This is a genomic window from Chryseobacterium sp. Leaf180 (assembly GCF_001424585.1).
GTDB lineage: Bacteria > Bacteroidota > Bacteroidia > Flavobacteriales > Weeksellaceae > Chryseobacterium.
On record NZ_LMPJ01000010.1, the window covers coordinates 220,682 to 245,093 of the forward strand.

General features: G+C 38.1%; 20 protein-coding genes and 4 tRNA genes. 17 read left to right on the forward strand and 7 right to left on the reverse strand.

The genetic code is table 11. From position 1 onward, the window contains the following. Positions 1-154: 154 nt before the first annotated feature. From ASG01_RS12080 to ASG01_RS12105, 6 genes are all read left to right on the forward strand, one after another. Complete coding sequence (locus ASG01_RS12080) at positions 155-628, forward strand: DinB family protein (protein WP_055863964.1); 474 nt, start codon at positions 155-157, stop codon at positions 626-628. 64 nt (positions 629-692) lie between these two features. Next, positions 693-1,442 carry a 23S rRNA (guanosine(2251)-2'-O)-methyltransferase RlmB gene (gene rlmB / locus ASG01_RS12085; protein ID WP_055863967.1) on the forward strand — a complete coding sequence of 250 codons (750 nt, stop codon included), beginning with the start codon at positions 693-695 and terminating at the stop codon, positions 1,440-1,442. A gap of 22 nt (positions 1,443-1,464) precedes the next feature. Then, on the forward strand, positions 1,465-2,514 hold the full coding sequence (locus tag ASG01_RS12090) for a DUF6263 family protein (RefSeq protein ID WP_055863969.1): 1,050 nt from the start codon (positions 1,465-1,467) through the stop codon (positions 2,512-2,514). Positions 2,515-2,533: 19 nt separating this feature from the next. Further along, positions 2,534-2,761, forward strand: a complete 228-nt coding sequence (locus ASG01_RS12095; protein ID WP_185097238.1) for a hypothetical protein — start codon at positions 2,534-2,536, stop codon at positions 2,759-2,761. A 25-nt stretch (positions 2,762-2,786) separates the two neighbouring features. After that, complete coding sequence (locus ASG01_RS12100; RefSeq protein ID WP_055863971.1) at positions 2,787-5,318, forward strand: YfhO family protein; 2,532 nt, start codon at positions 2,787-2,789, stop codon at positions 5,316-5,318. A 9-nt stretch (positions 5,319-5,327) separates the two neighbouring features. Next, on the forward strand, positions 5,328-6,629 hold the full coding sequence (locus ASG01_RS12105) for a glycosyl transferase family 1 (RefSeq protein WP_055863973.1): 1,302 nt from the start codon (positions 5,328-5,330) through the stop codon (positions 6,627-6,629). On the opposite strand, the gene ASG01_RS12110 is transcribed toward ASG01_RS12105, so the two are convergent. Further along, positions 6,614-7,231, reverse strand: coding sequence for a hypothetical protein (locus ASG01_RS12110; RefSeq protein WP_055863975.1), 618 nt, complete (start codon positions 7,229-7,231; stop codon positions 6,614-6,616). The genes ASG01_RS12105 and ASG01_RS12110 overlap by 16 nt on opposite strands. A gap of 56 nt (positions 7,232-7,287) precedes the next feature. Between ASG01_RS12110 and ASG01_RS12115 the strand changes: the two genes are divergently transcribed. Next, positions 7,288-8,262, forward strand: coding sequence for a YpdA family putative bacillithiol disulfide reductase (locus ASG01_RS12115; RefSeq protein ID WP_055863977.1), 975 nt, complete (start codon positions 7,288-7,290; stop codon positions 8,260-8,262). On the opposite strand, the gene ASG01_RS12120 is transcribed toward ASG01_RS12115, so the two are convergent. The 5 genes from ASG01_RS12120 to fbp form a co-directional block, all read right to left on the reverse strand. After that, complete coding sequence (locus ASG01_RS12120; RefSeq protein ID WP_055864288.1) at positions 8,259-10,289, reverse strand: TonB-dependent receptor; 2,031 nt, start codon at positions 10,287-10,289, stop codon at positions 8,259-8,261. The genes ASG01_RS12115 and ASG01_RS12120 overlap by 4 nt on opposite strands. Before the next feature lie 79 nt (positions 10,290-10,368). Further along, entirely contained in the window at positions 10,369-11,580 is a 1,212-nt protein-coding gene (locus ASG01_RS12125) for an MFS transporter (RefSeq protein ID WP_055863979.1), read from the reverse strand. A gap of 171 nt (positions 11,581-11,751) precedes the next feature. Beyond that, positions 11,752-13,425 (reverse strand): glutamine--tRNA ligase/YqeY domain fusion protein, encoded by a 1,674-nt coding sequence (locus tag ASG01_RS12130; protein WP_055863982.1) that lies wholly within the window; start codon positions 13,423-13,425, stop codon positions 11,752-11,754. A 266-nt stretch (positions 13,426-13,691) separates the two neighbouring features. After that, entirely contained in the window at positions 13,692-14,696 is a 1,005-nt protein-coding gene (locus ASG01_RS12135; protein ID WP_055863984.1) for an o-succinylbenzoate synthase, read from the reverse strand. Next, positions 14,697-15,713, reverse strand: a complete 1,017-nt coding sequence (gene fbp, locus ASG01_RS12140; protein ID WP_055863985.1) for a class 1 fructose-bisphosphatase — start codon at positions 15,711-15,713, stop codon at positions 14,697-14,699. 298 nt (positions 15,714-16,011) lie between these two features. Between fbp and ASG01_RS12145 the strand changes: the two genes are divergently transcribed. The 9 genes from ASG01_RS12145 to ASG01_RS12185 all read left to right on the forward strand — a co-directional run bounded on the left by ASG01_RS12145 (position 16,012) and on the right by ASG01_RS12185 (position 21,829). Further along, entirely contained in the window at positions 16,012-17,250 is a 1,239-nt protein-coding gene (locus ASG01_RS12145; RefSeq protein WP_055863988.1) for an aspartate kinase, read from the forward strand. A 15-nt stretch (positions 17,251-17,265) separates the two neighbouring features. Beyond that, positions 17,266-19,107, forward strand: coding sequence for a lysophospholipid acyltransferase family protein (locus ASG01_RS12150; protein ID WP_055863990.1), 1,842 nt, complete (start codon positions 17,266-17,268; stop codon positions 19,105-19,107). A 105-nt stretch (positions 19,108-19,212) separates the two neighbouring features. After that, positions 19,213-19,285 (forward strand) — tRNA-Phe (locus ASG01_RS12155). Positions 19,286-19,312: 27 nt separating this feature from the next. Beyond that, positions 19,313-19,385, forward strand: a tRNA-Phe gene (locus ASG01_RS12160). Between the two features lie 122 nt (positions 19,386-19,507). Beyond that, positions 19,508-19,580 (forward strand) — tRNA-Phe (locus ASG01_RS12165). A 27-nt stretch (positions 19,581-19,607) separates the two neighbouring features. Further along, positions 19,608-19,680: transfer RNA gene (locus ASG01_RS12170), tRNA-Phe, on the forward strand. A 125-nt stretch (positions 19,681-19,805) separates the two neighbouring features. Continuing rightward, entirely contained in the window at positions 19,806-20,981 is a 1,176-nt protein-coding gene (locus tag ASG01_RS12175) for a thioredoxin family protein (protein WP_055863993.1), read from the forward strand. A 7-nt stretch (positions 20,982-20,988) separates the two neighbouring features. After that, a complete protein-coding gene (locus ASG01_RS12180) occupies positions 20,989-21,621 on the forward strand; it encodes a DUF3575 domain-containing protein (RefSeq protein ID WP_055863995.1) in 633 nt (210 codons plus the stop codon). 1 nt (position 21,622) lies between these two features. Further along, positions 21,623-21,829 carry a hypothetical protein gene (locus ASG01_RS12185; protein WP_055863996.1) on the forward strand — a complete coding sequence of 69 codons (207 nt, stop codon included), beginning with the start codon at positions 21,623-21,625 and terminating at the stop codon, positions 21,827-21,829. Here ASG01_RS12185 and ASG01_RS12190 read toward each other — a convergent pair. Further along, complete coding sequence (locus tag ASG01_RS12190; RefSeq protein WP_055863998.1) at positions 21,826-23,085, reverse strand: exo-beta-N-acetylmuramidase NamZ domain-containing protein; 1,260 nt, start codon at positions 23,083-23,085, stop codon at positions 21,826-21,828. The genes ASG01_RS12185 and ASG01_RS12190 overlap by 4 nt on opposite strands. Positions 23,086-23,089: 4 nt before the next feature. Here ASG01_RS12190 and ASG01_RS12195 point away from each other — a divergent pair, with 4 nt between their 5' ends. Beyond that, the gene (locus tag ASG01_RS12195) at positions 23,090-24,322 is read left to right on the forward strand and encodes an ABC transporter permease (protein WP_055864290.1); all 1,233 of its coding nucleotides are present in this window, start codon (positions 23,090-23,092) and stop codon (positions 24,320-24,322) included. Positions 24,323-24,412 lie beyond the last annotated feature (90 nt).

The window sequence follows — 24,412 nt, forward strand, 5'->3', positions numbered from 1 at the left end:
CCATCTTTCTGCCCTTTGCATCACCGAAAATCCAAATAATTTTTAATAAATTTTTAGTTTTCATAAATTTTTAACAAAATGAAATGAATGCCTCTTTGAAAAATTGCCTTTTCCAGTTTATTAAACTATTTTTGGAGATTAAATAAAATGCAGAATGAATTATCATTTTCAGGCGCACAGACAGGTGAGAAAAAATCTGTTGCAGATCTTGCAGGAGACCTCGCATGATGATTTATTGCTGATTCCGGATGGTTTTAACAATAACATTTACTGGAATATCGCACACACCGTCGCCACGCAGCAGCTTTTGCATTATTATCTCAGCGGAAATCTCTTCAGAATCGATAAATACTGGATCGAAACATACAAGAAAGGTACGCTTCCCAATCTTGATGTGCAGAAATCTGAAATTGAAGATCTCGAATTTCTACTTACAGAGACTTCAAAAACACTGATGAAAGATTACGACAGCGATTTCTTTTCAGATTATACGCCATACACGACGAGTTTTGGGATGGATCTGAAAAGCATTCAGGATGCGATTATATTTAACAATCTTCACGAAAGCCTGCATTACGGCTATGCAATGTCGATGAAAAGAGCCGTTTTAGGAGAAAAAACAAGATAAGAATTGTGAATTTTTTGTGTTTAAATTTTTACTAAATGCAAATATTCATCATTAAAAAATAGAAATGACAGATAAAAAAGACGATTTTATTTTCGGGCTGCGACCTGTAATGGAAGCTCTGGAAGCCGGAAAAACGATAGATAAAATTTTTGTGCAGAATGCACTTCAGGGCGAAATTTATGCTGAGCTAAAAGGTGCTTTGGCAAAAAATAAAATCAGACCCAACTACGTTCCTGTAGAGAAACTCAACCGTTTTACCAGAAAAAATCACCAAGGCGTGGTGGCGTTTATATCAGATGTGCCCTTTCACAAAATTGAAAACATTATTCCGGAATTATTTGAGCAGGGAAAAACACCTTTCATTTTAATTTTGGACCGACTGACCGACGTGAGAAATTTCGGAGCGATATGCCGAACCGCAGAATGTGTGGGAATCGACGCTATTGTAATTCCTGAAAAAGGCGGCGCGCCGGTAAATTCTGATGCCATAAAAACTTCTGCGGGAGCAATGTATAATATTAAAATCTGTAAAGAACCGAATCTTGGTCATGTGGTAGATTTCCTTCAGCAAAGTGGAATCTCTGTTTTTGCAGCCACGGAAAAAGCTCAGAAACTTATTTATGATGTTGATTTTACAGAGCCTTGTGCAATTGTAATGGGAAATGAAGAAACCGGAATTTCGAAGGAAGTTCTGCATCATTCCGACGAAAAAATGAAGTTACCTATTGAAGGTAAAACGCAGTCACTAAACGTTTCTGTTGCATGTGGCGCAATTCTATACGAAGCGATGAGACAGAAAATCGTGAAAAACTAATTACTCTATTTTAAAAAAATCAATGAAAAATATAGCTGTTGCTGCCTTGGCGTCGTTAATGATCATCGCATGCAAAAAAGAAACGAAAACCGTAACCAAAGTTGATCCTAAAACCGGAAAAACCATCACGGTAGAAGTTCCTGTAGAAGACAAAAGCGAAGAAAAGCCTGAAAATTTTGCGATAAAAGATTCGGCAGGAATTTACAGACAGACTTTTAACCTCGAAAAGGGAAAAACCTATCCGCTCACAACATATCAGCGCGACACCAAAACCATCACCGATCCCGATGGAAAAACAATGAACGGTACGAGCGAGTCGACTGATGAGATGACTTTCACAGTGAATGATATAAAAGGAAATGTTTACGATCTCACTATTAATCTGATCGGAAAAAGAAGTTCGCAGTCTGCGGAAGGCAAAACGATCATCGTTGACACAAAAATGGCGATGCCTAAAGATGATAATCTGAAACTTCTCTGGAACGTAAACCGCGCACTTACCGGAAATAAACTGAATATGAAGATGGATAACACCGGAAAAGTGATTTCTATTTCAGGTTTTGATGCGGTATATTCTAAAATTGACAAGGCGCTTTCAACTTTAATTAAAGATGCCAACGAACGTTCACAGGTTGTGGCCGGACTTAAAAAGACGTTTAACGAAAAGGTATTGAAAGATCAGTTTGAAAAAAATCTGAAAATCATTCCAGCAAAAGGTGCCAAGATCGGCCAACAGTGGAAAACCAGCGAAAATGCTGAACCTTCCGGAAAAATAAAAGTGACATCGAACTATACTTTGAAAAATGTGGGCGATGGCGTTGCTGTGATCAACATTAGCGGCGGAATTCCGAAAAAAGAAGAAAAACGCAACCAAGGCGAGATGTCACACAGCATCAGCAGCGAACTTTCTCAAAACGGAACGATTACTTTTGACCAGGCAACAGGTTGGATTAAAAACCAAAATATTTCTGTAAAAACAACACAGATAGAAACGATTTCAGACGGAAAACAAACAAAATCAATGAAAAGCGTTTCAAATTCTGCAGTAATGGTAAATCCTGCGGGGAAATAAATTTTAAAATCTGAGTATCATGAAAGTCCTTTTAGAGCTCGTAATCGGCACCATTCTTATCTTTTTTATATGGAATATTTTGAAAAGAATTTTCTTTAATTACTTTTATAAATATACAGGCTTTAAACCTTTTCAGGAACCGGCGCAGGAACCAAAAAAAAAGGAAACCAGCATTGAAAAGAAAGTTCACTGGGATGCCGAAACCGTCGATTATGAGGAAGTAAAAGAAGACTCCAGAAAAAAATAAGTTTAAAAACGCTCCACTTTAGATCATGACAAAAAATAAAAATCTCATCTATATTGCCATTTCTTTAGTGGCTTTTTTAGTAATCGCTTTTCTCTATTCAACGCCGGTTTTCACAGGAAAACAGCTTTTTCAGCATGATATCGTGCAGTATCGTGGCGGCGCCAAAGAACTGCTCGATTACCGCGAAAAGTTTGATAAAGAAACTTACTGGAGCGATTCTATGTTTGGCGGAATGCCAACTTATCAGATGGGAAGCCGTTTTGAAGGTGATTTGATAAAAAAATTAGACAGTTATTTAAACATCCTTCCACGACCGGTCAATTATCTTTTTCTTTTATTTGCTGGATTTTTCTTCCTCGGAATGGTGGCTATCCGCAACTGGAAATACGCACTTTTGGGAGCCACTTTTTTCGGTCTTTCCACTTATTTTTACATCATTATTGCAGCAGGCCACAACGGTAAAGTAAATACAATTGAATATTTTGCGCCGTTTTTAGCCGGAATTTTACTCGTTTATATCAGGAAAAAATACGTCGCCGGATTTATCGTTACCACGCTGTTCTTTGGCTTACAAGTCGCGGCAAACCATCCACAGATGACCTATTATCTGTTCCTTGGACTTGCATTTTTATTCATATCCGAACTTGTGAGGGCGATTCAGAAAAAAGTTTCGGTAAAACATTTTCTTGTTTCTTCAGGAATTGTTGCATCTGCTTTAATAATCGGTGTTGGAATGAATTCACAGAGAATCATGGCCAATTCTGAATACGTGAAAGAAACCGTTCGCGGAAAACAGATTTTGACTAATGAAAGCACTGCTGCCGGAAAATCCGGGATGGATAAAGAGAGCATTCTCAACTGGAGTTACGGAAGACTTGAAACCTTAAATCTTTTCATTCCAAGACTGATGGGTGGTGGAAGCCAAGAGCCAGAAAGTGCTGAAATGATGGAAAAAGTACAGGCGCTTGTACAGGAAAATGTAAGTTCGCAGGCAGAATATGACCGAATTTCGAAAGGCTTCGGCAATTTGACCTACTGGGGCGACCAGCCGGGAACTTCCGGTCCTGCGTATCAGGGTGCAATTGTCTGTTTTTTGGCGCTTTTAGGATTTTTTCTTTCACCAAAAAAATACCGCTATTGGATCTTAGGTGCGACAATACTCACGATTCTTTTAGCTTGGGGAAGTAATTTTATGATTCTCTCCGACTTTTTCATTGATTACGTGCCGTTTTACAGCAAATTCAGAGCGCCTTCTTCGATATTGGTTGTGATAGAACTGCTGTTTCCGCTCATTGCAATTATCGGACTTTATCAGTTTTTGAAGAGCGAACATTTAGACGAAAATTATAAAAAGAAAATCCTCACATATGTAGGTGGTGGCACGCTTGCTTTTACCTTAATTTTATTGGTTTTTGGAAAATCAATCTTAGGCTTTGCAACGGCTGACGAAAAAACTTATTTACCGCCGTTTTTACTTGATTATTTAGTGGACGAACGCGCAAAAATGTTCAGAACTGATGCTATCAAAGCGCTTTTATACGTAGGGATTACCGTTGCGGTTCTGTTCTTAGCTTTAAAGCAGAAAATCAATCAAAACATTGCATTGGTTGTTATCGGAGCGGTGAGTCTTTTCGATCTTTGGTCGGTAAACAAGCGCTATCTGAACGACAGTAATTATGTTGATAAAAACATCGCTGAAAATCCATTCCAGACAGAAGGCTCAGATTATTTAGCAGAAAAAGTAGGCGAAAACCCGAATTTACAGTCAATTTTAGCAAGTGTTCCAGTAAATAAAACGCTGGAAACCATTGCTGAAAAAGATATAAAACACTACCGGATTTACAATCAGGTTTTAGGTGTAACAAGCGAAACCAATACCTCTTACTTTAAATCCTCAATCGGCGGTTATCACGCGGTACGACTGAGAAGATACGATGATGTCATTAATGAATACATCAATAAAACCGACAGCATAAAAACGCCAAATATCCTGAATTTGCTTAATACACGGTACATGATTTTTGGTGATGCACAACAACCGCAGGTCGTTCCAAATCCGAAAGCCAACGGTAACGCCTGGTTTGTGAGTGATGTGAAATTTGCTGCAACTCCGGATGAAGAAATCAAAATGCTTGGCGACATCGACAATAAAAAGTCTGCAATTGTAAATGTTTCAGATAAAAATTATTTCAACGGAAAAAATATCGTTTCAGATTCCACAGCCAACATTTCGCTGACCAAATATCAGCCGAATGAGCTCGAGTTTACTTCACAGTCAAAAACTCCGCAACTCGCTGTCTTCTCTGAAGTTTACTACCCGCATGGCTGGAAAATGTTTGTCGATGGAAAAGAAGTTCCGTACATCAAAGCAGATTATTTTCTGCGCGCGGTGCATGTTCCTGAAGGAAATCATCAGATAAAAATGATATTTGAGCCTCAGGTGATTGAAACCGGAAAATGGATTTCATTGATTTGTTTTGCGTTTTTTATTCTGATCAGTGCATTCGGAATTTACTGGATAATCAATAAGAGAAAGCCGGAAATTAGAGAAGCATAGAGGTTTATTATGCAGGAGAAAAAGCTTCTAATCATTACTTATTACTGGCCGCCTGCAGGTGGGCCAGGCGTTCAGCGCTGGTTAAAATTTGCAAAATATCTTCCACAGTTTGGTTTCAAACCGGTCATTTTCACGCCCGAAAATCCGAGTTATCCTTTGACCGATGAAAGTTTATTAAATGATGTTCCAAAAAATCTTGAAATTGTGCGCACCAAGATCTGGGAGCCTTATCAGCTTGCCGAAAAACTCAACAAAAGCAATAAGAAATTCAAGGCCGGCCAGTTTGATGTCGGTAAAAACCAAAGCTGGAAATCTAAACTTTCGATCTGGATACGCGGTAATTTTTTCATTCCCGATGCCCGGGTTTTCTGGGTGAAACCTTCGGTAAAGTTTCTTAAAAAATATTTAAAGGAGAACAACATTACAGCAATTGTAACATCCGGTCCGCCACATTCGATGCATCTCATTGGTTTAAAATTAAAAAAGAACAATCCAGATCTTAAATGGATTGCAGATTTCCGCGATCCCTGGACGGAAATATCATATTATAAACATCTTAAACTGACGAAAAACTCTGACCGGAAACACCGGTTTTTAGAAAGTGAGGTTTTCAGAAATGCTGATCTCACTTTGGCAACAAGTTTCACTGACGCAGAAAATTTCAGAAAAAACGGAGCCAATTCAGTCTGCATTACCAATGGTTTTGATGAGAAAGACTCTGAAAATTCAGTTCACACAGAAGCTTCGAATCACTTTACTTTGAGTTATATCGGGGTTTTGGAGCAGCTTCGAAATCCGGAAATTCTTTGGAAAGTTCTTGATAAAATGGTTCAGAATAATAAATATTTTGCTGAAAAATTTAGGCTAAAATTTGTCGGTCGCATCGATGATAAAATTTTGAAGGTAATCCAAAGCTCATCTTTAAAAAATAACACACATAATCTCGGTTATCTCTCTCATGATAAAGCCGTTTCGGAGATGTCTCATTCTGATCTGCTTTTGATCACTAACTTTCCGGAAAAAACCTCAAAAGGTATTATTCCCGGTAAGATTTTTGAATATCTCGCCGCGAAAAAACAGATTCTGTCTTTCGGTCCTGACAACGCTGACGTAGCGAAGATTCTTTCGGAAACCAATGCGGGACGGCATTTCAATTATTCCGATGAAGAGCAAGTTGAGCATTTTATTCTTGAAAAATTTGAAGAATGGAAAAATGGAAAAGCAGAAAACAGCAACCAGAACATTGAACAGTTTTCCCGTGTGAATCTCACAAAACAGTTGGCCGAAGTTCTAAATCAAATCGTCCACTGATCATTCACAATACCGACGAGAAAATATTTCCCATCATACTTTTCATAAACAAAACGCAGCGCAAACCAATCCATTTTACTGTGCTTTTCAGTTCCCGGAATATAAAATTCAACAAATTCTGCGTTCGGATAAGCATCTTTAGTATTATTGAGCGAGTTACCGGTAGCCATGCTTTTGTTTAATAACATTTGTGATTTTGAAAAATCTTTTTTCATTATCCAGTCAGAAACATAATTCTGCAAAGTCGATCTATATAATTCACCCGAACCATCTTTTTCGCCCCATGTAAAAAGTATATTTGTTTTGATATATCTGTCGAAATCTTCTTTTGTAAAAACTTTATCACGCTTCTGATTAATAAAAGCATACATCGAAAACCTAACCCCTTTTTCAGGATGAATTTTTGATGAAAAGTATACATAATTTTCACTTTTCAGCGCATTTATAAGTTCATAACTTAGTTGCTTTATATTTTTTTCCGGCGAAATTTTAGCTGAAATTTGTGAAGCAGAGATTTTTTCTTCAACAGGTTTGATCGTGGTTTTTTCAGGTTTTTTCTGACAGGAAAAAATGAGTACAAATAACCAGATATATCTTTTCATGGACTGAATTTTGCCATAAAAACCAAATCAAATGCCAGTTTAAATTTACATCCTTCATGGAAATATTAGATCTTATCATCATCGGCGGCGGCCCAATTGGACTGAATTGCGCACTGCAGGCGCAGAAAAATAATCTGAGTTATCTGATTATTGAAAAAGGAACGATTGTGAATTCCCTTTATAATTATCCTTTATATATGAAATTTTTTTCAACTGCTGATAAGCTTGAGATCGCCGGAATTCCTTTTATATCTGCGGCGCCAAAACCTGGCAGGCAAGAAGCCCTGGAGTATTATCAGGGAATTGCAAGGCTAAAAGATGTAAATATTCATCTCTATGAAAAGGTTTTAAAACTGTCTACGTCTGACGGAATTTTCGATGTCGAAACAATAAAGGATAATTATAAAGCAAAAAGCGTAATCATTGCAACAGGTTTCTACGACATTCCAAATCTGATGAATATTCCCGGAGAAAATTTACCGAAAGTACGCCATTATTACACCGAACCGTATCCTTACGCAAAGCAGAAAATCGTAGTCGTCGGTTCAAGCAATTCGTCTGTCGATGCAGCTTTGGAAACATTCCGAAAAGGCGCTGATGTCACGATGATTATACGAACAGATTCCATTTCAGATCACGTAAAATATTGGGTAAAACCTGATATAGAAAACCGAATTTCTGAAGGCAGCATTAAAGCTTACTTTAATGCAGTGCTCACCGAAATTACAGAAACTTCAGTTACTTATAAAGATAAAAATAACGAATTACACGAAATTGAAAACGATTTTGTTTTGGCAATGACTGGTTATTTACCCGATTTTGATTTCTTAAAAAATTCCGGAATTGAGCTTCAGAATGAATCTTTAAATCCAGTTTATAATCCTGAAACCATGGAAACCAATATTAATAATCTTTATTTAGCAGGCGTTGTTTGCGGCGGAAAAGACACGCATCTCTGGTTCATCGAAAACTCGCGAATCCACGCTGAAATGATTATCAATACTATCGTTTCCAGAAAAGAAACCTCTTAAAAATCGACTTTCACCCCCATCACAAAATTTCTTTTTGCCGCAGGATTATAATATCGGTTTCCAAACGCGTTGATGTCAAATCCAAGTACATATTCTTCATTAAAAATATTCTGAATCTGAAGAAAGAGATTTATTTGAGAATTATCGATTTTAAAAGGATATTTAAACTGAATATTTCCTACAAAACTGCTTTCAGACCAGACCGCATTAGCATCATTCAACGGAATTTTCGAAGTGTAATATTGAGAATAATCGACTTCAAGTTTTTTAAATAAACTGAAACTTAAAACAGAATTTACCGTTGTACGGGGAACTCCAGTGAGGTCGTTTCCAGAAAAATCAGAATTGTTTTGTCTGTAATTTTCAAACTTAAAATTATAAAAACTTCCGGAAATTCTCAGTTTGACATGACTGAAATAATCATTTGAGAGGCTGAATCTTGCAGTCTCCAACTGTGCTTCAAATCCTTTCTGCACCGTTTCTCCTGCATTCACAAAAAACTCCTGTCCTAGCTCATTTTGCCGTCTCACAATCGCATCTTTCATCCGAAAATCAAAATACGCAGCTTCCGCAAAAAGATAATTTCCGAACTGTTTTCTCAAACCAATTTCTTTATTCCAGCCATATTCCGGCGCAATATTCAAATTAAACTGCTGCGTAGAAGAACGGATTTCATCACTCGTCGGCGCAGAATTTCCTTTTCCGATTTTTCCTCTGACCGAAAAGTTTTTAGAAATTAAATACGTTACTCCAAAATTGGGCAGCAACTGATTTTCAAACTTCTTGCTGCCGTTTTCTGCAACCGGAAAAATCTTTTCCCAGCGGTACGAATTCATATTTAAACTCATGGAAATATCAGTAAAAAGTTTTTCATTAAAATTAAGTTTTTGAGAAATAAAATAAAATCCCGAAGTGTTTTTTAAACGGTCAAAATTCTGCGGATTGCCCTCATATCCTTTATTGTTGTCAAAATTTTTAATGAAAACAGAATTTTTGCCGCCTTCAAAACCTACTCGCCACTGTGCTGAAACTTTTGCCCAATTTTTATCATAATTGAAATGCGTTCGGAGTGCCAGATTATTTTCAAACCGGTTTTCAAAATTGGTGATAAAGGGGTTTTCGAAATCAACATACGAGCCCTGAAGAACGATAAAATGAGAGAGATTACCGGCAAATTTAATTTCATTAGATAATCCGGCGAGCACCATTTTATTTTGAATTCCGGCATCCTGTTCTGCTGCGCCGGGAACTGTTTTTGTGGAAGGCCGTGCCTGTTTTCGGTTGATCTGTAATTGTTCCAAAGTCAGTCCACCAGGCGTTTGATACTTCAAATCGGTAAGTAAAAGCATCGTTTTTAGCGTACCGTTTGACGAATAATTATAATGATCTTTGATAAAAATCTGCTTTCGGTCAACTGCAGATTGTTGGCGGTAAGAATCTGTGCGGTAATAGTTCTGAAAAACATGCAGAAAATGCTTTTTAAACTTTTTAGAAAACTGAAAACTTTCATTAAACGTGCCATAACTTCCGACTGAAAAACCGGCCGTTTTTGTGTCAGATTCTGTCGTTTTTAACAATAAAGTTCCACCCGTTGCGGCACCAAAATCACCACTTTCGGGACCTTTAAAAATTTCTATTCTGTTGATCAATTCAGGCGAAATAATATTAAAATAGGTATTTCCGGAAGCATCTGTAAGAATAAAATCATCAAAATACACTTTTACATTCCGCACTCCGAAAGGCGACCGTAAGCTGCTTCCGCGCAGTGCAATACGGTAACTTCCAGGTGACCGCTCTTCCATTCTCGCGCCCGGTGTCTGATTGACTGATTCAAGCAGACGCTCCGGTGTATTTAGTGAAAGCAAATCTGGTGATACAATGCCGACAGATTTCGTTGATGATATAAGCGTGACTGGTTTTTTATACGCATCAATTCTTACTTCAGATATGAGTTTTGCAGAATCTTTTTCCTGAGAAAAAATTGTAGAAGCTGTAAGAAAAAATGAGGCAATGTAGATTTTAGACATTCTGATTTTGTATGCCGCAAACATTACAAAAACCGTACTGCAAAAGGTTTTTTTAAATTTTTTAGTACCATTATTTAACTCAAATTTTACGCTCTTGTGTTGTCATTTTTGGAACGATAAAATAAAATCCTGAAGCAGCAATTAAAAGCAAAATCGCCGTTCCGCTCCACAAAATACCGAAGCCGAATTTCTGAGCTACGAAAGTTCCCAAAGTCGGTGTAATGATGAATGAAACAGAAAAGGCCATTCCTAAAATTCCCATATATACGCCTTTGTTATGTGAACCTGAACGCAGTGCCGTAACTGTCGCCATAAAGGGAAGTGACCAGATTTCTCCTATACTTAAAAGCGTGATCGAGAGTACCAAAAGCCAAACCGAGGTATCGAAAGCGAGTATCGCGAATGAAATCGCGCAGAGAAATGTTCCTAAAAACATGGTGTATTTAAGCTTTAAATATTTTTCGGCGGTCTGTACCAAAATCATTTCAAGTAGAACCACGACGATACCACTGAAACCGAGAATAAAACCAATATGCTCTTTTGAAAGTTTGGCTTCTTCACGGTAAAAAATGGTGAGCGTGTTTAGAAGCTGGAAAAAACACACCGAAAAAAGAAAACAACAGAAACAGAAAAGCAAAAAGCGGTAATCTTTATAAGGAGATTTCTGTGGGAGTATTACTTCAGATTTTAAGATTTCGGAGTTTCTATACAGTCGGTTTTTAAAGAAAAAAACGTAAACAAAACCGGCGATAACGGCGCCCGTGGCGTTTGCATAAAAAAGAAAATCGTAAGAGATCGCTGCGAGAATTCCGCCCATTGCAGGACCGACTGAGAAGCCAAGATTAACCGCCATTCGGTTGAGAGAAAATGCGCGCGTGATGTTTCCCGGCTTTGCATATTTTGAAACTGCTACGGAGTTGGCAGGACGGAAAGCTTCGCTGATTGAACTCTGAATAAAAATGATCGCTGCCAAACCTATTTCTGAACGGAAAAGCGGAATAAGGCAGAACATCGGGGCACTTAAAAAAAGACTCAAACTCTGCACCCGAAATTCACCGAATTTATCGGTAATCATGCCGCCAATCCATGAGCCGACGACAGAACCGATTCCGAAAAAACTCAGGACGATTCCTGTACTTTTGAGGTCGAAATGCAGATGATCAGTCATATAAACGCCGAGAAATGGCAAAACCATCGAGCCGGAACGGTTGATGAGCATAACCAAAGCGAGCATCCAGCTTTCTGATGAAAGCCCGCGGAAGGAATTGATGTACAGTTTCAGAAGTTTCATTTTTCTTTCTTATTATCATGATGCAGTGTGATGCAGCCCGGCTTGAACGGAGCTCTTTTTCTTTTACAAAAAAGAAAAAAGCGGGAGTGGAAGACGGTAATAGCTGCCTAAATGAAAAACAGGACTTAAAATACATTAAGCCCTGTCTATTTATATGGAAATAAATAATTTTTACTCCGGCTTGTAAGAATCTTTGAGCGTCACAGTTCTGTTGAAAACGAGACGTGAATCGGTAGAATCATGATCTTTTGTAAAATATCCAATTCGCTGAAACTGAAGCGGTTCGCCTACAGCAACATCTCTTAAACCTGGCTCACCGAATCCGTGAACGGTTGTCACAGATTCCGGATTGATAAAGTTTAGGAAATCGACATCTTTCTCAGCATCAGGCTGCTCTACTGTAAAAAGGCGGTCGTAATTTCTCACTTCCACAGGTATCGCATGTTTTGCAGAAACCCAATGAATGGTGCCTTTTACTTTTCTCAGACTCTCTTCGGTACCGCTACCCGACTTCGATTTTTCATCATACGAAGCATAAATCGTGGTGATTTCCCCGTTTTCGTCTTTTTCTACTCTCTCTCCTTTGATGATATACGCAGATTTCAGACGCACTTCGCCACCTAATTTGAGTCGGAAAAACTTGTTGCCGGCTTCTTCTTTGAAATCTTCGCGCTCGATATATAATTCGCGCGAGAAAGGGATCTGCCTTGTTCCGGCATTTTCCTGTTCCGGATTATTTTCCGTTTCGAGCATTTCTTCCTGATCATCAGGGTAATTTTCAATTACCAATTTAACCGGATCAACAACTGTCATCACACGTTTAGCAACTTTATTCAAATCTTCTCGCACGCAGAAATCAAGTAACTGAATTTCAATTAAATTTTCTCTTTTGGCAACCCCAACTTTATCAATAAAATTTCTGATGGAAGTTGGTGTAAAACCTTTTCTCCGCATCCCGGAAATCGTCGGCATACGCGGATCGTCCCAACCGTTGACAACATTTTCGGCGATCAGTCTTTGAAGTTTACGCTTGGAAGTAATCATATAAGAAACGTTCATTCTTGCAAACTCTCGCTGCTTGTTTTTGGTTTTGCCTTCTTCGTAAACCTGATCCAAATACCAATTGTATAAAGGTCTGTGATTTTCAAATTCAAGCGAACAAAGCGAATGAGAAATCTGCTCGATATAGTCTGACTCACCATGCGCCCAGTCGTACATTGGGTAAATCTTCCAATCTGTACCCGTTCTGTGGTGAGGTTTATTCAAAATTCTGTACATCACAGGATCACGCATATTCATATTCGGTGAAACCATGTCAATTTTTGCACGAAGTGACATAGAACCACTTTCGAACTCGCCGTTTTTCATTTTTTCAAATAAATCAAGAGATTCCTGTGTAGGTCGGTTTCTGAAAGGTGATTCAATTCCAGGCTCAGCCGGATTTTTTCGCTGTTCGGTAATGACTTCCGAAGGCTGCTCGTCAACATACGCTTTACCTTCTTTGATCATCTGAACTGCCCAGTCGTACAGCCGCTGGAAATAATCAGAAGCGTACAGCTCTTTGTCCCATGTGAAACCCAGCCATTCAATATCTTTTTTGATAGAATCTACAAACTCCTGCTCTTCTTTTTCAGGATTTGTATCATCAAAACGGAGGTTTACCGGCGCATTATATTTTTCACCCAAACCAAAGTTGATGCAGATTGCTTTGGTGTGACCCACATGTAAATAACCGTTTGGCTCTGGTGGAAAACGGAAACGTAAATCCTCACGTTTCATTCCGTTTGCCAAATCGTCTTCTATAATTTGCTCAATAAAATTGAGTGATTTTTTTTCTTCTTCCATGGAAAATTAGCTTTGATAGATTGCAAAAAGCGACTGCAAATTTATGAAATTTTGCGCTTTATCATATTTTAAATATTAAAAATGAAATTTCGATTGAATAATTCAATAATAATTATTTGAAATCATAGTATTGGTACAAAAATTGTTTATAGCTTAGCCGTAAATTTAAAACACAGCAAGATGAGACGATTAAAAACAAAATGGCGAAGACTGATGGAGCAAATCAAAAAATCAATATTCGTGGGAGATGTCGTTTAAAATGTAATCTAGATTTTAAACCACAGCCTTTCACTTTTCATGGTGAGATTCGCTTCAAAATTATTTACAAACAAGCCTCCGGTTCCCAAACCTTGAGGCATTTTGTTTTTTTGGAGGTAAGTGTACTGCGCAATTGCGTTCAATCCGATATTGCTTTCCAAGGCAGATGTAATCCACCAGCCGATATTCATTTTCTCTGCAAGGGCAATCCACTCATCAGTTCCCGAAAATCCACCAACCAAAGATGGTTTCAGAATAATATATTGCGGATTTATTTTTAAAAGTAAATTTTCTTTTTCGACAAAATCTTTTACACCAATCAATTCTTCATCGAGCGCGATTGGAATTGGTGTCGATTTGCATAAATTTTCCATAGCCTCCCAGCTTCCTGCTTTTATCGGCTGTTCAATAGAGTGAATTTTTAAATCTGCCAACTGCTGCAATACATAAGAAACTTCCTCAACAGAAAATCCACCGTTCGCATCTACGCGAAGTTCCAAAACATCAGGAGGATATTTTTCGCGCAGTTTTTTTAAAATTCTAAATTCTGAAGGCCAGTCGACACCGATTTTTAGTTTGATGCATTTAAATCCTAATGAAAGTTTATCTGATATCTGCTCTACCATAAATGAAACATCGCCCATCCAGATTAATCCGTTGGTCACAATTGAATCTTTTCCTTCTGTAAAATCGCTGGGGAAATAAATATTCTCTCCGTGTTTCAGATTTAAGATTGCCTGCTCGTAACCAATCCAGATCGAAGGAAAATCTTTTAATTTCTGTTTTAAAAAATCATAAGATTCGTTTATATTTACACAAAGCCATTGTAATTTATCTTCATAATCAGGAACATCGTCATCACTAAGACCACGGAAAAGCGCACATTCACCGACGCCCGTTTTTATACCCTCTTCAATTTCGAGAATATAGGTTTCTTTATCAAGCAAAACGCCGCGAGATGTTCCACTCGGGCGTTTAAATTGTAAAAGATGTTTAAAATATTTTGCTTTCATTTATTTTACACTGTCGATGCGCATAAATTCCTCAGCCTTTTCTACCATATTTACACTGCCACAGAAAAACGGAATCCGCTGATGAAGTTCGGTCGGCTCAATTTCCATAATTCTTCGAAAACCGTCTGTAGCTTTTCCGCCAGCCTGCTCAGCCAAAAACGCCATTGGATTACATTCGTACAATAATCTGAGTTTTCCGTTTGGAGACTGACCGTAAGACGGATAAATATATATTCCGCCTTTCAGCATATTTCTATGGAAATCAGCAACTAAAGAACCGATGTAGCGCGAAGTATATGGCCGGTCACCTTCTTCCATCTGGCAATATTTAAGATAATTTTTTACGCCTTGTGGAAATTTAATATAATTTCCTTCGTTGATCGAGTAAATTTTCCCAGACTGCGGGAACGTCATATTTGGATGCGAAAGATAATAGGTCCCCAAAGAAGGATCGAGTGTAAAACCGTTCACGCCATTACCAGTTGTATAAACAATCATCGTTGATGAACCGTAAATAACGTATCCTGCTGCGATCTGATTAACACCTTTTTGCAGGAAATCTTCAAGCTGAACAGGAGTTCCAGGCTCAGTTACTCTTCTGTAAATTGAAAAAATAGTTCCAACAGAAACATTGACATCGATATTTGAAGAGCCGTCCAAAGGATCAATCAATACAACATATTTGCTTAAATGTCCGTTTTCGCCACATTTGATGTCAATAAAATCATCATTTTCTTCGGAAGCAATTCCACAAACCACTTCACGCTGAGAAAGTGCTGTGATAAAAATATCATTCGCAATCACATCAAGCTTCTGCTGTTCTTCGCCCTGAATGTTCTGATTGCCGGCAGCACCGCTGATATCTACAATTCCGGCTTTGTTTACCTCACGGTTTACTATTTTTGAGGCCAGTCTTATCGCACTTAAAAGACGTGAAAATTCTCCTGTAGAATACTGAAAATCATCCTGTCTGTTGATTAAAAATTCTCCTAAAGTCTGTAAAGGTTGCTCCGACATATGTATTTTTTTATGTACTTCAAATTTCGTAAAAATTTATGATAACCGCATTACAATATTACCTAAAGATTAAGATGAAACATTTAGAACAAAAATAAAATGCTGCCAGGAAATTCTTCACATTAAATTTATATTTAAAATAAAATACCATTTTATTTATGACTAATTACTACTTATTTTTTAAAATATGTAATAATTCATAAAACGCTGTATCTCTTATTTTTATATATCGATTGTTATGTATAATTTTGTAGCTTCTCAAAAATCAATAACTAACTAACTTATTTTCAAAAATTTCATGAAGATTTTCAAGTTCGGCGGCGCCTCTGTGAAAGATGCAGACAGCGTTCGGAATGTCTCTATGGTACTGCAAAGCCAAGGTTTCAGCAACTGTCTTCTGGTGATCTCTGCAATGGGGAAAACCACAAACGCGCTGGAAGATGTGGTGGAGCTTTATTTTAAAAAAGATAATTATCAGGCAAAAATTGATGATGTCAAACAGAAACATCTCGAGATCGCCCACGGACTTTTTAAACAGAATCATGAGGTTTTTGAAGAAATTGACCTATTTTTCAACGATATCGTTGCATTTTTAAGACGGAATAAATCTCCAAACTACAATTTTGTTTACGACCAGGTCGTGAGTTGTGGTGAAATGATTTCTACGAAAATCGTGAGTGAATTTCTGAACGATGTAGGCTTTACTAATAACTGGCTGGATGCGCGGGATTATATTAAAACCGATGATTCTTACCGTGACGGAAATGTAAACTGGCAGAAAACTGAGCAGGTGATTTCTGCTTTAGACAAATCCAAATGTTATGTAACACAAGGATTTATCGGTTCAGAAAACAACAATTTTACGGTGACTTTGGGTCGTGAAGGTTCAGATTATTCGGCGGCGATTTTTGCGTATTGCCTTAATGCCGATGCGATGACGATCTGGAAAGATGTGCCCGGCGTAATGACCGGCGATCCTCGAAAGTTTGAAAATGTAGAGCTTTTATCGAACATTTCCTACGAAGAAGCGATCGAGATGGCGTACTACGGAGCAAGCGTTATTCACCCTAAAACGCTGCAGCCTTTACAGCAAAAAAACATTCCTTTTTACGTAAAATCTTTCGTAGACCCTTCTGCCCCAGGAACTAAAGTGGGAGCATCTGAGATCAATGAGCACCGTGAATCTTTTATTTTAAAAGAAAACCAAGATCTTCTGAAGATCTGCTCGCGCGATTTTTCTTTCATCGCAGAAGATCACATGAGTCAGATTTTTAATCTTTTGGCGAAGCACAAAATCAAGGTTTCGCTGATGCAGAATTCTGCAATCTCGCTGGCGCTTTGTCTGGAAGATAAATTCGATGTTTTGGATGAGCTGAATGCTGAACTTCAGGAAAGTTTTGAAACCCAGATTTCTAAAAATGTTTCGCTTTTTACCGTTCGTAATGCAAAACTGGAAAATATAGACCGGTTTTATCGTGAAAAAAACGTACTATTGGAACAGATTGCCAAAAATACGCTGCAAATGGTCATTCAATAAATTTTCTGAAAACTAATGAGTTTAATATCGAAAAATGATCTGATAAAAGCCTCCGGAATGAGCAAACTGGGTTTCCTGAAAAACCCCGTCGCTTCTGCGGTAATGAGCCTTACCAAAATAAATGAAGTCAACCGGCTTTATGATAAACTTCGCTACAAGGAAGGCAAAGATTTTTTTGAATCTTTCGTGCGCGAGCGCAATCTCAGCTACATTGCTTTTGAGGAAGATTTAGAAAAAATCCCGAAAACCGGACCTTTTATTCTCGTTTCAAACCATCCGTTGGGCGCTATAGACGGCATTTTGATGTGTAAAATCATTTCAGAAATCCGTCCCGATTTTAAGGTAATGGGAAATTTCCTGCTTGAAAAGATCGAACCGATGGCACCGTACGTGATTTCGGTAAATCCTTTTGAAGGCAAAAAAGACGTTTACAACAGTTCTTCCGGAATGCGCGGAACTCTGAAACATATAGAAAACGGTGGCTGTGTGGGAATATTTCCTGCCGGTGAAGTTTCGAATAAAAATAATGAATACGGTGAAATTTTAGATAGAGAATGGGAAAAAACCGCCCTCAAACTTATCAAAATGGCTAAAGTACAGGTAGTACCCATGTATTTTCACGCTAAAAACAGCACACTTTTTTATCAGGTTTCAAAAATTCATCCAAATTTACAGACGTTGATGTTACCCGCAGAAATGATGAAAGACCGTGAAGCGCCAATCCGCATCAGAATCGGTAAACCAATTTCTGTGAAAGCGATGGACGATCACGAAACCATTGAAGAATTGGGAGAATTTCTCCGCCGCAAAGTGTATATGATGAAGTCGTATTACGAAAAGCGGAAATCTCTTACCGAAATTTTTAATCTCAAAAATCTTTCGCTTAAATTCCCGATTCTGCGCGAAGAAAATATTGTACAGAATATCATCGACGAAACGCCGAAAGAAGATCTACTGAAAGACATTAAGAAACTGAAAAACACCGACAAAATGCTTTTCAGTAATGGAAATTACGAAATTTATTTTACGCCTTACGAGGATATTCCTTCGGTAATGCGCGAGATTGGCCGACAGCGTGAACTTACTTTCAGAGCGGTGGGAGAAGGCAGCAATTTACCTTTTGACCTTGATGAATATGACAAGCAATATCATCACCTTTTCCTTTGGGACAATGCTGAGGAACGGCTTGCCGGCGCATACCGAATGGCTTTGGGTAGAGAAGTAATGAAAAAATCGGGCATTAAAGGGTTTTATACAAGCTCACTTTTTGAATTTGAGCAAGATATTCATCCGTTTTTCAGGAAAGTGATTGAAATGGGACGCGCATATATTTCTAAAGAATATCAGCAGAAACCGCTTCCGCTTTTCCTGTTGTGGCGCGGAATCGTACATGTTTGCCTTCGAAATCCTGATCATAAATTTCTGATGGGCGGCGTAAGTATTTCGAACAAATTCTCTGAGTTTTCAAAATCTCTTATGATAGAATTTATGCGTTCAAATTATTACGACTCTGCTGTTGCGCAATATATTACGCCAAGAAATGATTACAAAGTAAAACTTCGCGAGCGTGATAAAAGTTTGTTTTTCGATGAAATGGAATCTGATTTAAACAAATTAGATAAGATCATCGACGATCTGGAACCGGAACTCAGAATGCCGGTTTTAATTAAGAAATACATCAAGCAAAACGCCAAAGTGATTGCCTTTAATGTCGATCCAAATTTTAACGATGCGATCGACGGCCTGATGTATATACGCATCAGTGATCTTCCTGAAAGTACGATAAAACCTGTTTTAGAGGAAATGAGCGAGCAGATCAGAAAGGAACAGGAAAATAATACGGCTGAAAATCAGTAGGTTTTTAAATAAAATCATAAAAACTGCCTTCTGCACTTGCATTGTCGCTGCAAACGTATTACTTTTGCATCACTTTAAACGACGAAGTCAACGACCAAATGATACGGTTTCTTAGCTCAGTTGGTAGAGCAATGGATTGAAAATCCATGTGTCCCTGGTTCGATTCCTGGAGAAACCACAAACCACTCTTTTTAGGGTGGTTTTTGTTTTTNTAGCTCAGTTGGTAGAGCAATGGATTGAAAATCCATGTGTCCCTGGTTCGATTCCTGGAGAAACCACAAACCACTCTTTTTAGGGTGGTTTTTGTTTTTATTAATTTTTGTAAAATTTTTCTTGCATTTTATAAAATATTAATTTACTTTTGCACCACAAAAAAACACAATAAACCAGATAGCATAATGGTTTCTTAGCTCAGTTGGTAGAGCAATGGATTGAAAATCCATGTGTCCCTGGTTCGATTCCTGGAGAAACCACAAACCACTCTTTTTAGGGTGGTTTNTGGTTTCTTAGCTCAGTTGGTAGAGCAATGGATTGAAAATCCATGTGTCCCTGGTTCGATTCCTGGAGAAACCACAAACCACTCTTTTTAGGGTGGTTTTTGTTTTTTTAAACCAAAAATTAATTGTGGTTTCCGAAAACAATTATCAATTCAGATTTATCCAATTTAAGTATCTTCGCTCTTTAAATCTTTCGAGATTATGACTAAAATATTTTCTGTATTATTATTAAGTTTCGCCTTCATCTGTAAGGCGCAGGGTGAAATGAAATTTGAAGAAATTCCCTTTAAAGAACTTATTGCAAAAGCCAAAAAAGAAAATAAACTTGTTTTTATCGATGCCTACGCTTCATGGTGCGGCCCCTGCAAAATGATGGAACGCAATATTTTTCCTAAAAAAACAGTGGGCGATGTCTACAACAAAAGTTTTGTAAACGCCAGAATTGATATGGAAAAAGGCGAAGGCAGAGAGATAGCCCAGAAATATGGCGTTCGGTCTTACCCAACTTATCTATTTCTGAATGGCGACGGAGAACTTATTTCGCAGAATTTTGGGTACATGGAAGAATCTGCTTTTATTGCTATGGCCAATGATCTCAATTCTCCAGACAACAAAAAAGGTTCGCTTAAAGACCGTTTTGCCGCCGGTGAAAATGACAGCGAGTTTCTCATCAATATTATGCGTCTGAATTCTTCTTCCGATTTTGATTTTGCCAAGAAAGCCAGCGAAAGATATTTTGACAACAAAAAGAAAACCGATGAATTTACAAAAGATGACGTCGGTCTTCTGCTCTACTTTTTAAAATCTCCTGAAGATAAAAATTACAGGGTTTTTACGGAAAGAAAAGCGGATATTATAAAATTTCTGCCGGAAGAAACGTACAAAGAATTTAATGATCAAATTGTTTTAGCCAGGATTCTGACAGAATCAATTGATGATAAAAGCAAGAAAATCAATGATGCATATTACTTTCATAAAGCAGTTCCTTTAGTAGGGAAAGAGGCGGCAGAGACAAAACTTCTTCAGACGAAACTCGCTTTTTATGAGCAGAACGGAAATTTTGCTGAATATGAAAAAGCAGCATTGGCCTATTACAGAGATTCTGAAAAATTTGACAAAAATGAATTACTGAAAGCGGCTTGGGTATTTTCAGATAACGTGAAAAACCATGCGTCACTGAAAAAGGCTGCAGAATGGGCAGAAAAATCTGTGATGACTGGCGAAACTGCTGAAAATACTTATATTTTAGCTAAAATTTATTCTCTTTTGGGAAATAAAGAACTCGCTAAAAATTTTGCTGAAATGTCACGCAACATCGCAAAACAGTCTGGTAAAGATGCCAGTTTAGCTGAAGAATTATTACAAAAATTTAAATAAAAACACATTGAAAAAACTTGCATTACTGGCGACAATCTCGCTCCTGACTTTCGGAAAAACTTACGCCCAGGAAAACCCCGCAATGGAAAAAACGGAAAAAGGGTTGCGTGTAAAAGTGAACGCACTCTTTATTCCCGTTGGAATGCTGAACGCGGGCGTAGAATATCAGCTCAGCAAAAAAATCACGATGCAGAATGATATTTTCATTTCGCCGTGGAAATCATTTGCCGGCCATGAAGCGCAGTACTACTCAACTTCTGTGGAAGGAAGATACTATTTTGAAGAAGCTTTTAAGCATTTTTTCGTAGGCGTAAATATCTCCGCGGCGAAATTTGTTCTTCAAAAATGGAATTACTGGAATGACAATGTGTACACCAACGACAAAGGCGAAACCTATGTTTCTTCAAACCTTTACCAGAAAGGGCATTCTATACTTTTCGGTCTGACTGCAGGATATAATTTCATGCTTTCAGAAAGATGGAATTTAGAATTGTACGCGACTGCAGGGACATCGCAGGATTATTACAAAGGATTCGACCGCACGAACGGAAGAAGATATGACTCAGCAACAGGCTACAACAAAAGTGGTGAAGTTCTGCCTTACCGTGGCGGTCTGATGGTCACGTATAAAATCAAATAATATGAAACTTTTTCAGAGAAATCACCTGATCATTTCGGCCATCACGTTTGCCATTTTGTTTCTGATGAATTACATCGGAAACAGTGAGCCAGACAAACTTTCGAGGGCTTTACTTACCGCATCAGCCGGCGTTATCGGGCTTTCTATCGGCCTTTTTATTTTAAATAAAGGAAAAGATGACAAAAATCCGCCGCAAAATTTTGATTAATCTTTATAGATCACATATTTTTTTCTGATCACTTCATAATCTCTCAGGTCTTTCTCCCAGGAAGATCTGATTTCTTTTTCAGACTTTTTGGCGATAATTTGATTTCGGAATTCGTCGCTTCCTGCAAGTTTATCAAAGAAAAGATTGGTCAGAAAAAAGTTTTGCTGCGGATTTTTATAATTCGAATAGGATTTTAAAAGCCAGGAGATGTCGAGTTTCCGTAAATCAGGTTTTCTGCCAGAAAGGTTTTCTCCATAGCAAATCTGTCCGTTTAAAAAGGGATCTTTGGCACCGAAAGAAGGCATTGGTGTAAACTGATACGGTAGATTTTTCGTCCATGGCGAACCGTAAATCTGAAAAGGAAGCGGCGTTCCGCGACCTACTGAAACCTGCGTTCCTTCAAAAAAACAGAGACTTGGATAAAGATTAATGGCGAGATCATTCGGTAAATTTGGCGAAGGTTTATCTGAAACGCCATATCTTTTTTTCTTGTGATAGTTCTGCATCGGAATCACCGTATATTTTGCCTGAAGACCTTTCGCAAGCCACTTTTGACCGTTGATCATTTTTCCGTATTCGGCAATTGTAAGTCCGTACACGACCGGAACTTCATGCATTCCGACAAAGCTTTCCCATTTTTTCTTTAAAATTGGCCCGTCTGTATAACCATCGTGCGGATTTGGGCGGTCTAGAACAATCACTTCAATATCATTCTGCGCCGCAGCTTCCATTATATAAGTCAACGTGGAAATGTAGGTGTAAAACCGCACACCGACATCCTGAATATCAAAAACAATCACATCAATACCTTTCAGCTGCTCGGGTTTTGGTTTTTTATTGGCACCATAGAGAGAAACTGTCGGAATTCCGGTTTTTATATCGATGCCGTTTTTTACTTTTTCGCCTGCATCAGCGTCGCCACGAAAACCATGCTCGGGCGCAAAGATGGTTTTCACTTTTATTTTATTTTCAACCAGGAAATCAACAATGCTTTTTTTATCGGTTTCAATGCCTTTTGCCCCGCCTGTTCCGTTATTTCTTGGAACATTTACATACGTCTTTTTGGTAACAATTCCTGTCTGATTGGTAACTACTGCTACGTTCTTATCTTTAAGTAATTTTAGATACAGCTCCGGTTGGTCTGCTCCGGTTTTGAATTCATCACCATTATAAATCTGAGCTTTGGTGAAACTGATTCCGCCTAAAAAAATTAGGCAAATCACAACTATTGTTTTAATTTTGAAATTTAAAGCCATACACTTGAACTTTCCTCTATATTTTTCGCGAAAAATTGCGTTTTCCAAAGATAACAAAAATAACCTCTCGCGGGTGATCATCTTCATTGGAAGGCTTTCTGTGGCCATCGGTATCATCGTTTCGCTCATCACTGTTTCTACAGGTTTTGGTTCAAAAAAAGCCATCAAAGAAAGACTTGCTGATTTTGGCGGACACGTTACCGTTAAATCTACCCGCAGTAATTCCTCGTATAATACCTCGATTGTTGATACAGACGGCTTAAATTTAAAGGCGATAAATAATCTGAAGCTCGTCTCTTCCACGCAGAAATATGCAACCGTCACCGGAATTATGCGTAACAAACACAGTTTCGCCGGAATTATTCTTAAAGGCGTGGGTAAAGATTTTGACAGTCTACGTTTTAAGAAATTTCTCGTTGCCGGCCGCACGCCAAAATTTACCGAAATTGGCTATAATAATGAAGTGGTGATTTCACAGAAAATCGCGAATGATCTTCATCTGAAAGTGAACGACAGCATTATCACCGTTTTTTCTAAAAACGATCAGAAACAGCCAATCTACAGGAAATTTGCCGTGAGCGGAATTTATAAAACCGATATCAAAATGATCGACGATCAGTTTGTTTTGGGTGATATCAACCAGGTTCGCAAGATCCTGAATATGGATAAAAACCAGTTCGGCGGCATTGATATTTTCTTTAAAGATGTAAACGACAGCGAAAAAGAAAATTCTGATATCGACAAGCTGATCGGGTATAAAAATTATGCTGAAAAAGCCGTCGATAAATTTCCGCAAATCGCTGACTGGATCAGTATTTTTGATGTAAATATCGCGTTGATTATCGCTATCATGCTGATTGTGGTGATCATCAATATCATCATGGTTTTGTTGATTTTGATTATCGAACGCACCAACTCGATCGGACTTTTAAAAACTTTGGGCGCGACAAACGGACAGATCCGTGCTACGTTTATCAATTACACTTTGATTATTATGGTTCCGGGATTGCTTTTTGGAAACCTGATCGGCGTCGGACTTTTGCTGCTTCAAAAGTTTTTCGGAATCATAAAACTGAATCCGGATAATTATTATGTAAGCGTTGTTCCTGTTGATCTAAATCCGGTTCCTATCATTGCTATATCAGTTGGAATTTTGGCTGTTTCAGCTTTGGCTTTGATTATTCCTAGTTATCTGATCAGTAAAATTTCGCCTGTAAAGGCGATTAAGTACAGTTAATTTTATCTGAATATATATTCTCAGGCAGTTTTATTCACATGTTTCATTGGCGCGGCGCTTCGCGCCGCGCCAATGAAACATGTGAATTTT